The 12,769-nt window shown below is 66.6% G+C and carries 12 protein-coding genes and 1 tRNA gene; 7 read left to right on the top strand and 6 right to left on the bottom strand.

Annotated features, from left to right (window positions below; translation table 11 throughout):
* The first annotated feature begins 64 nt into the window (after positions 1-64).
* The 4 genes from V3328_RS19710 (at position 65) to V3328_RS19695 (ending at position 4,763) form a co-directional block, all read left to right on the top strand.
* Positions 65-625, top strand: a complete 561-nt coding sequence (locus V3328_RS19710) for a polysaccharide biosynthesis/export family protein (protein WP_340331426.1) — start codon at positions 65-67, stop codon at positions 623-625.
* A 39-nt stretch (positions 626-664) separates the two neighbouring features.
* Positions 665-1,801, top strand: coding sequence for a glycosyltransferase (locus tag V3328_RS19705; protein ID WP_340331425.1), 1,137 nt, complete (start codon positions 665-667; stop codon positions 1,799-1,801).
* Between the two features lie 110 nt (positions 1,802-1,911).
* Complete coding sequence (locus V3328_RS19700; protein WP_340331424.1) at positions 1,912-3,480, top strand: undecaprenyl-phosphate glucose phosphotransferase; 1,569 nt, start codon at positions 1,912-1,914, stop codon at positions 3,478-3,480.
* On the top strand, positions 3,477-4,763 hold the full coding sequence (locus V3328_RS19695) for an O-antigen ligase family protein (protein ID WP_340331423.1): 1,287 nt from the start codon (positions 3,477-3,479) through the stop codon (positions 4,761-4,763). The genes V3328_RS19700 and V3328_RS19695 overlap by 4 nt, the downstream gene beginning before the upstream one ends.
* Here the strand turns inward: V3328_RS19695 and V3328_RS19690 are convergent.
* Together V3328_RS19690 and V3328_RS19685 are read right to left on the bottom strand one after the other, a co-directional pair.
* On the bottom strand, positions 4,742-5,542 hold the full coding sequence (locus V3328_RS19690) for a class I SAM-dependent methyltransferase (RefSeq protein WP_340331422.1): 801 nt from the start codon (positions 5,540-5,542) through the stop codon (positions 4,742-4,744). The genes V3328_RS19695 and V3328_RS19690 overlap by 22 nt on opposite strands.
* Before the next feature lie 128 nt (positions 5,543-5,670).
* Positions 5,671-5,748: transfer RNA gene (locus V3328_RS19685), tRNA-Pro, on the bottom strand.
* Between the two features lie 128 nt (positions 5,749-5,876).
* On the opposite strand from V3328_RS19685, the gene V3328_RS19680 reads away from it, so the two are divergent.
* From V3328_RS19680 to V3328_RS19670, 3 genes are all read left to right on the top strand, one after another.
* Entirely contained in the window at positions 5,877-6,095 is a 219-nt protein-coding gene (locus V3328_RS19680) for a hypothetical protein (protein ID WP_340331421.1), read from the top strand.
* Between the two features lie 323 nt (positions 6,096-6,418).
* A complete protein-coding gene (locus V3328_RS19675; RefSeq protein WP_340331420.1) occupies positions 6,419-7,753 on the top strand; it encodes a Hint domain-containing protein in 1,335 nt (444 codons plus the stop codon).
* A gap of 379 nt (positions 7,754-8,132) precedes the next feature.
* Positions 8,133-9,497: a Hint domain-containing protein gene (locus V3328_RS19670; protein WP_340331419.1), complete on the top strand. Its 1,365-nt coding sequence runs from the start codon at positions 8,133-8,135 to the stop codon at positions 9,495-9,497.
* An 8-nt stretch (positions 9,498-9,505) separates the two neighbouring features.
* On the opposite strand, the gene V3328_RS19665 is transcribed toward V3328_RS19670, so the two are convergent.
* The 4 genes from V3328_RS19665 to plsX form a co-directional block, all read right to left on the bottom strand.
* On the bottom strand, positions 9,506-10,111 hold the full coding sequence (locus tag V3328_RS19665) for a MerR family transcriptional regulator (protein ID WP_340331418.1): 606 nt from the start codon (positions 10,109-10,111) through the stop codon (positions 9,506-9,508).
* Between the two features lie 45 nt (positions 10,112-10,156).
* Entirely contained in the window at positions 10,157-10,468 is a 312-nt protein-coding gene (locus V3328_RS19660; RefSeq protein ID WP_340331417.1) for an integration host factor subunit alpha, read from the bottom strand.
* 111 nt (positions 10,469-10,579) lie between these two features.
* Positions 10,580-11,557 (bottom strand): beta-ketoacyl-ACP synthase III, encoded by a 978-nt coding sequence (locus V3328_RS19655; RefSeq protein ID WP_340331416.1) that lies wholly within the window; start codon positions 11,555-11,557, stop codon positions 10,580-10,582.
* Positions 11,554-12,618, bottom strand: coding sequence for a phosphate acyltransferase PlsX (gene plsX, locus V3328_RS19650; protein WP_340331498.1), 1,065 nt, complete (start codon positions 12,616-12,618; stop codon positions 11,554-11,556). Before plsX ends, V3328_RS19655 begins: the two co-directional genes overlap by 4 nt.
* Between the last annotated feature and the right edge of the window lie 151 nt (positions 12,619-12,769).

Below are 12,769 nucleotides of genomic sequence, written 5' to 3'. Positions count from 1 at the left end.
GCTTTCTTAACCCCGATTGCTTACCAATCGGAAACCATAACAAACACCCGAACCTGCGGGGCAAATGTTGCGTGCGTTCCGACTGATCGCGATCATCGCTTTGTTGGTGCTTTCGGGCTGCGCCAGCCAACCGAAAGTCGACGAGCGTTTTGTGGAAGCGTTGAACGCGCCCTACCGGCTGGACGCGGGCGATCGCCTGCGGGTCGTGGTCTTCGAACAGCCGGATCTCACCAATACCTATATAGTCGACGCCGCCGGAAACCTCTCGATGCCGCTGATCGGCGACGTGCGGGCCCGCTACCTGACCACGCCCGAGCTCGAGCAGGCGATCACCGCGCAACTGCGAAACGGCTTTCTGCGCAATCCCTCGGTTTCCGTTCAGGTCGACACCTATCGGCCCTTCTTCATCCTTGGCGAAGTCAACCAGCCCGGACAGTATCCGTATGTCGCGGGCCTGACGGCCCAGACCGCGGTGGCGGTCGGAGGCGGGTTCACCGCACGCGCCACAAGGGACATGGTGCGGATCTCGCGCCAGTACAACGGCACGATCGTCGAGGCGCGGATTCCAATCGACCATCCCATCCGCCCCGGCGACACGATCTATGTGCTGGAACGGTGGTTCTGATTGCCTGCCATTGCGCCGGCGCCGCATAACCGGGACCAGATGACCGGCGGCCCGCTCAGAATCGTTCACTGCCTGCGCGCGCCCGTCGGCGGACTGTTCCGCCACGTCTGCGATCTCGCCCGTGCCCAGGCCGGCCGCGGCCACCTCGTCGGTATCATTGCCGATGCGACCACCGGCGGCTCCCGGGCTGAGCAGCGATTCGCGGAGCTGCGGGCGGTCTGCGAACTCGGCATCGAGCGGTTCGCGATGAGCCGCCTGCCCGGTCCCGGCGACCTGTCGGCTGCCGCGCGGGTGCGAACGGTGGCTGAGCGATGGCAGCCCGACGTACTGCATGGCCACGGCGCCAAGGGCGGCGTCTACGCCAGGATCGCGGGGACGCGCCTGAGACGCGGCCGCAAGCCGGTGCGGGCATATACGCCGCACGGAGGCAGCCTCCACTACAGCCCATCCTCTCCGGCCGGCTTCCTGTACCTCAGGGCCGAGCGATTCCTGTCGGCAAGGACCGACCTGTTCCTGTTCGAGAGCGAGTTCGGCCGACAGGCATTCGAAGCCAAGGTCGGACGGCCCGACGCGGTGGTCCGGGTCGTCCATAACGGCGTCGCGCCGGCGGAGTTCGAACCGATATCGCCTGCGCCAGGCGCGGCCGACTTCGTCTTCGTCGGCGAACTCAGAACGTTGAAAGGCGTCGACACGCTGCTCGAGGCGCTGAACCTCATGGAGGCGGGTGAGCACGGACCGACCGCAGTCGTCGTCGGGGCCGGGCCTGACGAAGAGCTGTTTCGCGACCGCGCCCGGAACCTCGGCCTGGAGAGAAGGGTCACCTTCCCCGGCCAGCTGCCGGCGCGGCAGGCCTTCGCTCTCGGCCGCTGCATCGTCGTCCCCTCCCGCGCGGAGTCCCTGCCCTACATCGTGCTGGAAGCGGCCGCGGCGCGGTTGCCGATCGTTGCGACCAATGTCGGCGGCATTCCGGAGATTTTCGGAGCCCAGTCGGAGCGGCTGGTGCCTCCGGGCGACGCCCCGGCGCTGGCAGCGGCGATGCGCCGCATCCTGTGCGACGGCGATGCCGCCTCCGCCGAGGCAAGCGACCTCGCAGCCGACATTGCCACCCGGTTTTCGCTGGACAGTATGGCGGAACGCATCCTCGATGCCTATTTTGCCTGCGCAGGGGCGAATTAAGTCTTCCGGGAGAATTTCCTTGATCGGAACGGCCCGGGAGCCGAAATGTCACCGGCGCGGTGGCCGGCCGCCGCGCCGGGGGCCGTTTCGTACCCAAGAGTAATCCTCGCATGGCATCACCTTCGAAAGATCTCCTGCCCGGTCGCGGCGACATCTATTCGGCACTCCAGGCAGGTCCCTCCGGCAGTGCGCGCCGTCCGGCGGAAAAGTCCCCGACCGTCCTCAGCGAGGCGGCGCTGAAGTTTGCCGAAGAGAGCGTCGACGTCGACACCGCCATCTCGACGGTCGTCATCTCCGGGTTCGCAAGGGTGATCGAGTTCCTGCTGATCGCGCTCAGCGGCCTGGCGATCCAGCTCGTCTACGTCTATCCGAACGAGGGATTCCCGGCGATCTATCCGATCGCGATCCTGTGCGGCGCGACCCTGTCGGTGATGGGCTTCCAGTCGATCGACATCTACAGTCCGCACGCCCTGCGCACGATCGTGCGGCAGAACAGCAAGCTGCTCGTCGCCTGGGTCGGCGTGTTCGCCCTGATGGCGCTGATCGCCTTCTTCCTGAAGATGGGCGATTCGTTCTCGCGGGTCTGGCTGGCGCTGTGGTTCTCGATCGGGCTGGCGATCCTGCTCGCCTTCCGGGTCGGCCTCGCGATGCTGGTGCGGCACTGGACGCGGACCGGCCGGCTGGAGCGCCGCGCCGTCGTCGTCGGCGGCGGCGAGCCGGCCGCACAGCTGATCCGCGCGCTCGAGGCCTCCAACGACACCGATATCCGCATCTGCGGCGTCTTCGACGACCGCAGCGACGACCGTTCGCCGGCGGTGATCGCCGGGTACCCGAAGCTCGGCAACATCGACCAGCTGGTCGAGTTCGCCCGACGCACGCGGATCGACCTCCTGATCGTGTCGCTGCCGATCAGCGCCGAACAGCGCGTGCTGAGCCTGATGGAAAAGCTCTGGGTGCTTCCGGTCGACATCCGGATGAGCGCCCACACCAACAAGCTCAGGTTCCGGCCCCGCTCCTACTCCTACATCGGCGACGTGCCCTTCATCGACGTCTTCGACCGGCCGATCACCGACTGGGACTACGTGGTGAAGTGGGTCTTCGACCGCTTCCTCGGCCTGCTGCTGCTGATCGCCGCGTTGCCGGTGATGGCGCTGGTGGCGATCGCCATCAAGCTCGACAGCCGCGGGCCGGTGCTGTTTCGCCAGAAGCGCTACGGCTTCAACAACGAGCTGATCGAGGTCTTCAAGTTCCGCTCCATGTATGTCGACCAGTGCGACGCCACGGCGGCCAAGCTGGTGACCCGGGGCGATCCCAGGGTGACGCGGGTCGGCCGGTTCATCCGCAAGACGAGCCTCGACGAGCTGCCGCAGCTGTTCAACGTCATGCGCGGGGAGCTGTCGCTGGTCGGGCCGCGGCCGCACGCGCTGCAGGCCAAGGCGGCCGACCAGCTCTACGATTCGGTTGTGGTGAGCTACTTCGCCCGCCACCGCGTCAAGCCGGGGATCACCGGCTGGGCCCAGATCAACGGCTGGCGCGGCGAGACCGACACGCCCGAGAAGATCCAGCGGCGCGTCGAGTGCGATCTCTACTACATCGAGAACTGGTCGGTGCTGTTCGACCTCTACATCCTCGCCATGACGCCGATCGCGCTCCTGAGGAAGAAGGAACACGCGTATTGACCGACGCCCCGGCGAGGATCTCGCCGGCGGACGACCGGCGGCGCGAGCACTGGACCCGGCTCGACCGCCGCCTGGTGCGGCCGGTCCTGTGGCTGACGATCGCGCTCAGCTTCCTGGTGATCGTCGAGCCGTCGCCCTACGAGTTCATGTTCCTGGTGCTGTGCTGGGCGGTGCTGGTGCGCGGCATCACCATCCCGCGCTTCATCGCACCGGTGGTGTTCCTGCTGCCGGTGATGTTCACGATCGGCGGGATCACCGCGGTGCTGCAGGTCGTCTACGAGTTCGATTCCGTCCGCTACGTGGCGATCTCGATGTACCTGACCATCACCACCGTGGTGTTCGCCGCGCTGGTGGCCGAGGACCCGGTCGGACGGCTGCGGATCATCCGCAGCGCCTACATCGTCGCCGCCGTGATCGCGGCGCTGGCGGCGATCGTCGGGTATTTCGGCCTCGTCCCGGGCGCAAAAGAGATGTTCACGCTGTACAACCGCGCCAGCGGCACCTTCAAGGATCCCAACGTCTACGGACCGTTCCTGGTGTTCCCGGCGCTGCTGCTGATCCAGGACCTGCTGACGCGGCAGGGCGGCCGGATCCTCACGCTGGCGATACCGCTCGGCATCATCGCCGTCGGCGTCCTCCTGAGCTTCTCGCGGGCGGCATGGGCGATCTTCATGGTGTCGACGCTGCTGATGGGGGCGATGATGTTCGCCTTCACCGCCAGTCCGAGGCTGCGGCTGCGCATGGGGATCGGCGCGATCGCCGGCGCGATGGCGCTCGGCGGGCTGATCGTCGGCCTGCTGGCGGTGCCTGAGGTGTCGGTCGTGTTCCAGGAACGCGCCGACCTCAGCCAGAGCTACGACGTCGGCACCACCGGCCGCTTCGCCATCCAGAAGCGGTCGATCTGGGACCTCATCGACCAGCCGCTGGGCATGGGCCCGCTGCAGTACTCGAAGGTCTACGGCCAGGACCCGCACAACGTCTTCATCAATTCGTTCGCGTCCTACGGCTGGATCGGCGGGTTCAGCTTCATCACCTTCGTGGTGCTGACCTGGATCGTCGGCATCAGGTACGCGCTGGTGCGAACGCCGTGGCAGAACTTCCATTTCGCCGCCCTGGCGACGTTCCTGCCGCTGTCGCTGGAAGGCTTCATCGTCGACATCGACCACTGGCGGCACTTCTACCTGATGGCCGGACTGCTGTGGGGGATGAGCGCCGCAGCGGCGGCATACCGGCCGCAACCGCCGGCGCGGCAGGACCGGGCCTACTTGCGCGCAGCTATGTAGGCGTAGCTGGTAAGGAAGCGCCAGTCCCGCGCGGCCGCCACGCGGTTGGCCAGGTTGTCGATCTGCCGCAGCACCGGGATGCGCTCGAAATAGTCGTGGTAGTAGAACGGCACCACGACCGCCTCGCTGAACCCGACCGACCTGAGCATCGGCACCAGCTTGCGCTCGCTTCCGTAGGTCCAGGAATAGTGCGCGGGGAACTTCGGGTCCTCGTCGTCGGTGCGGTGTTTGTAGAGCATCTTGACGATGCGCTGCGACACCGCTTCCGGGATGACGATGTTGGCGACATAGGGCAGCGCGTAGAGCGTCGGCACGAAGGCGATGGCGACGCCGCCCGGCGCCAGAACCTCGCAGAGGTTCCCCCAGGCCCGCCTGCCGTCGGCGACATGCTCGAACACCATCCGCGAAAACGCCAGATCGTACTGCCCCGCGTAGAGCCCGGCAGCGCCCAGGTCGCCGGCAACGTCGAAGCGGGCCCTGGAAAAGGCGGCCGGGGCGTGGCGCAGTTCTTCCTCGGAGATATCGTTGATCGTCAGTTCGATGCCGAGACCGGCGGCTTCGTCCGGGGTGAACAGCGGGTCGCGGCCGCCGCCGATCTCGATCAGGCGCCGCAGGCCGAACGTCCGCGACAGCGCCTCGATCGTCGGCTTGTAGTTGTCCCACGCCCATTGCGAGCGAAGATCGGGGGCGAGGCCGGCGAAGAACGCCTCGAGCGTCGGCTCTTCCGATCCTGCCGGAAGACTGGCCTGCTGCGGGCTCACCTGCTCGACCTGGGGCATTTCACCGGCTGCCTTCAAACATTCAGCGCACGACCACGACATGCCGATCCCGGCGCATACCGACCATCGCTGCACCATTCTGGCGGAATCGAAAAGCTGATGATCGGCCTGCCCTCGGCGAAGGTGATTGGTCGGAGCGGGGAGATTTGAACTCCCGACCCCTAGTCCCCCAGACTAGTGCGCTAACCGGGCTGCGCTACGCTCCGACGCCGTTAGGCTGACGTCCTTCTATCCGGTCCGGCCGATCCCCTCAAGCCCGGATGACGTTTCGACCGCATGACGGCAGCGCCGGCTTCTGGCACTGTGAGGCGACACGCGAAACCGGGAGAAGCGCATGGCAGAGCATCATCACGAGACCTACAGCGCCTGGGACGCGGCGATGGCGGACCTGAACGACGCCGCCGACAAGCTGCGGGCGGCCGTCAAGAAGGCCGACCAGCCGAACGCGGATCCGGCGATCGCCGACCTGGTCGACCAACTGTCCGAACGCAAGCGGCGCGCCATGGATACCTGGGTGGCCTACACCAACGCCTCGGGATTCGGCCGCATCTGACACCGAAGCGCCCGGAGATCGGGGGCCTGATACCGCAGACGCCTACTGACACGGCCGACATTTGCCGCCAGATCGGGTCAGATAGCCCGCAGCCGGGCCTCGGCTTCCACGAAGCCGAGGGACAGGCCTCCTGCGAGCGAAGCCGATACCGCACGTCCTTCGCAGACCTTCCGGATCCCGGCACACGACACTCGCCTTGACGTTCGAAAGTGCCGCAAGGTAAACTTAACAAGTCAACTTCTCCGCTGCACTGCGTATCGGAAGGTTGTCAGCCGGCTTCTTCATGCGGAAGTCGAGGGCCAGCGGGATGCCTGGAGGAAAGCATGCCAATATATCAATATAAAGTTAAACTCGAATCCGACAACATTGTTTCCGGTTCGAGCAGTGAGGCCACATATATACACGATAGTTCTGATGGACCAGACGACAATTTGACCATCTTCGGCGATATTGTTGGCGATAAATTGGAGTATATTGATGGTACTGGTTTATACGATGCATTCTATCTTGGCTATACACCAGATGGAGTGGTCGCTCTCACGACCGGCGGCAAGTACCTTTTCACGAACTCCTCTTACAGCGACGGAAGCGAAGTCACCTACACGGCCGAGCCGTTGGTCTGCTTCGCCGCCGGCACGCTGATCCGGACGCCGGGCGGGGACGTTCAGGTCGAGGCGCTGGCCGAGGGTGACGTCGTGGTCACCGCGACCGGCGAGAAACGCGCCATACGCTGGACCGGGGCGCGCAGCGTCGACTGCGGCGCCACCACCAATCCGCGCCAGGCCTGGCCGATAAGGGTCGCGGCCGACGCCTTCGGCCCAGGCCTGCCGGAGCGCGAGCTGTGGCTGTCGCCAGCGCACGCGGTGATGGTGACGGTCGGCGATCACGTGCTCGTCCCGATCGGATCGCTCGTCAACGGGGCGACGATCCAGCAGGTGCCCGTAGACACGATGGCCTATCACCACATCGAACTCGACAGCCACGACGTCGTCGTCGCCAACGGATTGCCCGCCGAAACCTATCTTGACTGCGGCAACCGGGCCTTCTTTGAAGGGGCCGACGTCGCGCCGGAAGCCGAGCGCGAGGAAATCGACCCTGCCGACCTGCCCTTCTGCCTGCCTTTCATTACCCATGGCAGGATCGTCGAGGCTGTGCGGGCACGGCTCGAGGCCCAGGCCCGCCGGCTGGGCTGGACGGCCGAGGACGCCGATGCCGATCTATCGGTCGAGACCGGCGGCGCAGTGCTGCGGCCGGAAGAACATGACGAAAAGCTGCGGGTGACGCTGCCCGTCGACGCCCGCGAGGCGTGGCTGGTGTCGTCCTCCTGGGTGCCGCAGCACCACCGCGCCAGCGCCGACAGGCGCAACATCGGCGTCGCCTTCCGGCACCTGACGCTGACCGACGTGACCGGCGAGGCCCGGCGCATCCGGGCGGACGATCCGCGCCTGAGCTTCGGATTCCATGCCCCGGAGGGCGCCCGCCGAGACTCAATCCGCTGGACCACCGGCCGGGCGCTGCTGCCGGGATCGCTGTGGGCCGACATGACCGGCGAGGTGACGCTGACGCTCGACGTCGATGCAGGCGAAACGCGCAGGTGGATCCCACCGCAGGGCGCGGCCGACGAGCGGCACGCCCGCAATTTGTCCCTGGTCGCCTGACGGCAGGGTCGCGGCGCGCAGACTCCTGCGTCCGATGGTTCGCGCAGCACGGCCCTGGTCAGACCCGGGACCGTCGGCGCCAGGGGTTCCTGCACCTCGACGCTACCGAACCGCCGCGTCCCGTCGTGCGATTCCTCCACCGTGGAGGTGCGGGCCGGCGCCACGATGGCGCGGCCGAGCACGTGCGCTGCGACGATCATCGCGCCTGCCGATCGCACCTCTACGGAACGTAGCAGCCGGCGCGGCACGGCCGCGGCGCGCACATGACGCACGGTGAGTTTTTGCTGGTCAAACCCGGTCCGTATGTTACGCTTTTTGCGGGAAATCGGATCGACAGGCACGCCGGACGCAGTTCGGTCTCGTTGATTGGGGGAACAGCATGGCCGAGAAGAATTTCACTTATATTCACGTCATCAATGGCGATAATACCGTAGTAAGCGTCTACACCAATCCGCCTAACGGTTTTATCGCTTTCGATATATATGACGGAGCGGAGGATGACCTGACCATATTTGGCGACATCAGCGATGATCACGTGGGCATCGCAAGTCAGGAGTATAACTACCTGGGCCATACGGGGGAAAATATCGTCATTCAGCATATCAACAATGGCAACAAATACTTTCTAAGCGATTCGTTTTATTCGAATGGGTCGGAGATCACCTACACCGCAGAACCCATGACCGTCTGCTTCGCCGCCGGCACGATGATCCGGACGCCGAACGGGGACGTGCCGGTCGAGACGCTGGCCGAGGGCGACACCGTGGTGACGGCCTCGGGCGAGGAACGAGCCATTCAGTGGACCGGCGCGCGCAGCGTCGACTGCCGCGCCACCACCAATCCGCGCCAGGCCTGGCCGGTACGGGTCGCATCCGACGCCTTCGGTCCCGGCCTGCCGGAGCGAGAGCTGTGGCTGTCGCCGGCGCACGCGGTCATGGTGACGGAAACGGATGCCGTGCTGGTCCCGATCGGATCGCTCGTCAACGGCGCGACGATCCAGCAGGTGCCGGTCGACACGATCGACTACCACCACATCGAACTCGAGGGCGGCCACGACGTCGTCGTCGCCAACGGATTGCCCGCGGAAACCTACCTCGACTGCGGCAACCGGGCCTTCTTCGATGGGGCCGACGTCGCGCCGGAATCCGAGCGCCGGGACGCGGAGCCGGCCGACCTGCCCTTCTGCCTGCCTTTCGTTACCCACGGCAGGATCGTCGAGGCTGTGCGAGCACGACTCGAGGCACGGGCCCGTCGGCTGGGCTGGGCACACGCAGACGTCGAAGCCGATCTATCGGTCGAGGCCGGCGGCGCGGTGCTGCGGCCGGAAGAGCAAGGCGGAAAGCTGCGCGTGACGCTTCCGGCAGGCGCCTGGGAGGCATGGCTCGTGTCCTCGTCCTGGGTGCCGCACCATCATCAGGCAAGCCCCGACCGGCGCAACCTGGGCGTGGCAGTCCGGCACCTGACGCTGACCGACGTGACCGGCGAGGCCCGGCGGATCCGGGCGGACGATCCGCGCCTGAGCTTCGGATTCCATGCCCCGGAAGGCGCCGGCCGCGACGCAGTCCGCTGGACCACCGGCCGGGCGCTGCTGCCGGGATCGCTGTGGGCCGGCATGACTGGCGAGGTGACGGTGACGCTTTCGGTGAGCGGGGGCGACCAGCGCCAGTGGATCGCACCGGCAGGCGCGGCCGGCGAGCGGGATGCCGGCGAGCGGGATGCCGGCGACCTGGCCCTGGTCGCCTGACCTGACGGTCACACCGCGTCGAGAATGCGCTTGCACTCGATGAGTTCGAACAGGGCCGCCTTGAGCTGCCGGACGTCTTCGGACGACATCGTCTGGCTGGCAACGGGGGCCTGACGGGCAGCGGGGGACTGGCCGGCAACCGGACCCTGACCTTGCGACGGGGGATGGGAAGCGTGCGGCGGCGTTTGAGCCGCCGGACGGCGCGGCGCCTCGGGAGCGCTTCGGACGACCGGCTCCGCCGGCTCATCGAAGCTCTCGGTGGGCCCGGCGGGGGAGGCATGCGGAGGCGGATCGGCGTGTCGCGACGGTTCGGCAGGAGCCGGACGCTGCTGCTCCGGCGCGGGCTCCGCCGACGCGGCTACGAATCGGACGCCCTGCTCCTTCAGGATCTTCTGAACACCCTTGATCGTGTAGCCTTCGCCATAAAGAAGATGGCGTATTCCCTTGAGAAGACTGACATCCTCGGGACGGTAGTAGCGTCGGCCGCCGCCGCGCTTGAGCGGCTTGATCTGCGCGAACCGGGTTTCCCAGAACCGCAACACGTGCTGCGGGAGGTCGAGTTCGTCGGCGACCTCGCTGATCGTCCGGAACGCTTCGGGTGATTTTTCAGTCATAGCGGAATCCGACGTCGATCAGGCGTTGCCGGTCCAGCGGGCGGATCAGTCGGTTTCGTCATCCACGCCATTGTTGATGCGCTGTTTCAGCACCGCGCTCGGCTTGAACACCAGGACCCTGCGCGGGGCGATCGGCACCTCCTCGCCGGTCTTCGGGTTGCGGCCGATGCGTTCCCCCTTCTCGCGGACCACGAACGATCCGAAGGAGGACAGTTTAACCGTCTCGCCCGACTCGAGGCAGTCGGCGATCTGGGAGAGCACCAGCTCGACCAGATCGGCGGACTCCGTCCGCGAAAGCCCCACCTTCTGGTAGACCGCCTCGCAGAGATCCGCCCGGGTGACCGTATTTTCCCCCATCCGTCCTCGCTCCATAACCGCCGCCGCGCCGGCTACGCCCCTGAGGCGAAAACGCTATTCGGTAGTGGGCCCGCGGTCAACCGACACGATGGGCCGCAGCCCAAAGATCGGCTACCAGCGCACGAGCGCGGCGCCCCAGGTCAGTCCACCGCCCATGGCCTCGAGCATCACCAGCTGGCCGGGCCGGATCCGTCCGTCCCGCCAGGCGACGTCGAGCGCAAGCGGGATCGACGCCGCCGACGTATTGCCGTGCTTATCGACGGTGACCACGACCTTCTCTTCGGGCCAGCCGAACTTGCGGGCGGTCGCATCGATGATGCGCTTGTTGGCCTGGTGCGGGACGAACCAGTCGATGTCCGCGGCCTCGACGCCGGCATCCTCCAGGGCGCCGTCGATGACGTCGGAGACCAGGCCCACGGCGTGGCGGAACACTTCCCTGCCCTGCATGCGCAGATGCCCGGCCGTTCCCGTCGTCGAGGGGCCGCCATCCACGTAGAGCTTGTCGAGATGCCTGCCGTCGGAGCGCAACCGGGCCGACAGGATGCCGCGGTCGGCCTTGTCGCCGGACTGCCCGACGGCCTCAAGCACGACCGCGCCGGCGCCGTCGCCGAACAGGACGCAGGTCGCCCGGTCGGTCCAGTCGAGGATCCGCGAGAAGGTCTCCGCACCGATCACCAGCGCCTTGCGCGCATGGCCGGCCCGCAGCATCGCGTCGGCGGTCGACAGGCCGTAGACGAAGCCGGAGCAGACCGCCTGGACGTCGAACGCCGCCCCGCCCTCGATGCCGAGCTGTTCCTGCACGGTGACGGCGGTGGCCGGGAAGGTGTGGTCCGGCGTTGCGGTCGCCAGCACGATCAGATCGATCTCGCCCGCCTCGACGCCGGCATTCTCGAGCGCGGCGCGCGCCGCACTGGTCGCCAGATCGGACGTGTACTCGCCGTCGGCGGCGATATGCCGTTCGCGGATGCCGCTGCGCTGGACGATCCATTCGTCGGAGGTATCGACCATTTCCGACAGTTCATCATTCGTCAGCACGCGCGCAGGCAAATAGGAGCCCGTGCCGCGCACGACGCTACGCACAACTTTCACGAGTTGACCACCTCGGTTGTTTCCTGGCCGGCGTCCGCCCCGTCCCTGTTGTAGTGACCGAGGCCTTCCGCGATCTTTTCCATGAGATTGTTGCGGGACAGGTGATAGCCCAGCGAGACGGCGGCCGCATAGCCCTCGGCATCGGTTCCGCCGTGGCTCTTGATGACCATTCCGCCCAGACCGAGGAAGACGCCGCCGTTGGACTTCCTCGGGTCCATCTTCTCGCGCAGCGTGTCGAAGGCCGCCTTGGCGAACAGGAAGCCGAGCCGACTGAGCAGGCTGCGCCGCATTCCCTCCCGCAGGTACTGGGCGATCTGCTTTGCGGTGCCTTCCGCCGTCTTCAGGGCGATGTTGCCCGTGAAGCCTTCGCAGACGACCACGTCCACCGTCCCCTTGCCGATGTCGTCGCCCTCGATGAAGCCGTAGTAGTCGATGGGAATGGAGCCGTCGCGCAGGATCTGGCCGGCGGCGCGGATGTATTCAAGCCCCTTGACCTCCTCGACGCCGATATTGAGGAGCCCGACGGTCGGCCGCTCTATTCCCAGCAGCGCCCGCGCCATGGCCTCGCCCATGACCGCAAAGCCGATCAGCTGTTCGGCGTCGGAGCCGATCGTGGCGCCGACGTCCAGCACGATGCCCTCGCCGCGCAGCGTCGGCCAGATTGCCGCCAGCGCCGGCCGCTCGACGCCCGGCATCATCCTGAGGCAGAGCTTCGACATCGCCATCAGGGCGCCGGTATTGCCCGCCGAAACGGTCAGGTCGGCACGGCCGGACTTCACCGCGTCGAGCGCCATCCACATGCTGGACCGGCGCCGGCCGTGGCGCAGCGCCTGGCTCGGCTTGTCGTCCATGCGCACGGCGACGTCGGTGTGCTGGACCTCGGAAACGGCGGCGAGTTCGGGGTGCTGTTCGAGCAGCGGCCGGATCAGCGCCTCGTCGCCGAAGAACAGATAGCTGCTGTCGGGATATCGCTCGCGCGCAATGGCGCATCCCGGGACCACGACCGAGGGGCCGAAGTCGCCGCCCATGGCGTCTATCGATATGCGTATTGGAGAGACCATCAGGCTGTGCGCGGCGAAGACCAGACTGCCGGCCACTGCCGGAGCGGCAGCCCTCGGCGCAGAAGGCCCCGGGACAATAGCGATCCTGCGGTACGAAACAACCGCTTTGTTGTCAGCGTCCTGGCTTTGTGAACAATCGGCAGCACCGGCA

The organism is Microbaculum marinum, from assembly GCF_037855135.1.
In the GTDB taxonomy this organism is placed as follows: domain Bacteria; phylum Pseudomonadota; class Alphaproteobacteria; order Rhizobiales; family Tepidamorphaceae; genus Microbaculum; species Microbaculum marinum.
The sequence above is the reverse complement of the archived record's forward strand: the minus strand, read 5'-3'. Positions and strand labels throughout refer to the sequence as shown.

Excerpts from the sequence above, each read along its gene's own strand:
- V3328_RS19705 (WP_340331425.1), top strand. The coding sequence starts at position 665 with ATGACCGGCGGCCCGCTCAGAATCGTTCACTGCCTGCGCGCGCCCGTC.
- V3328_RS19690 (WP_340331422.1), bottom strand. The coding sequence starts at position 5,542 with ATGCCCCAGGTCGAGCAGGTGAGCCCGCAGCAGGCCAGTCTTCCGGCA.
- V3328_RS19710 (WP_340331426.1), top strand. The coding sequence starts at position 65 with ATGTTGCGTGCGTTCCGACTGATCGCGATCATCGCTTTGTTGGTGCTT.
- V3328_RS19660 (WP_340331417.1), bottom strand. The coding sequence starts at position 10,468 with ATGGGGGAAAATACGGTCACCCGGGCGGATCTCTGCGAGGCGGTCTAC.
- plsX (WP_340331498.1), bottom strand. The coding sequence starts at position 12,618 with ATGGTCTCTCCAATACGCATATCGATAGACGCCATGGGCGGCGACTTC.
- V3328_RS19680 (WP_340331421.1), top strand. The coding sequence starts at position 5,877 with ATGGCAGAGCATCATCACGAGACCTACAGCGCCTGGGACGCGGCGATG.
- V3328_RS19675 (WP_340331420.1), top strand. The coding sequence starts at position 6,419 with ATGCCAATATATCAATATAAAGTTAAACTCGAATCCGACAACATTGTT.
- V3328_RS19665 (WP_340331418.1), bottom strand. The coding sequence starts at position 10,111 with ATGACTGAAAAATCACCCGAAGCGTTCCGGACGATCAGCGAGGTCGCC.
- V3328_RS19670 (WP_340331419.1), top strand. The coding sequence starts at position 8,133 with ATGGCCGAGAAGAATTTCACTTATATTCACGTCATCAATGGCGATAAT.
- V3328_RS19700 (WP_340331424.1), top strand. The coding sequence starts at position 1,912 with ATGGCATCACCTTCGAAAGATCTCCTGCCCGGTCGCGGCGACATCTAT.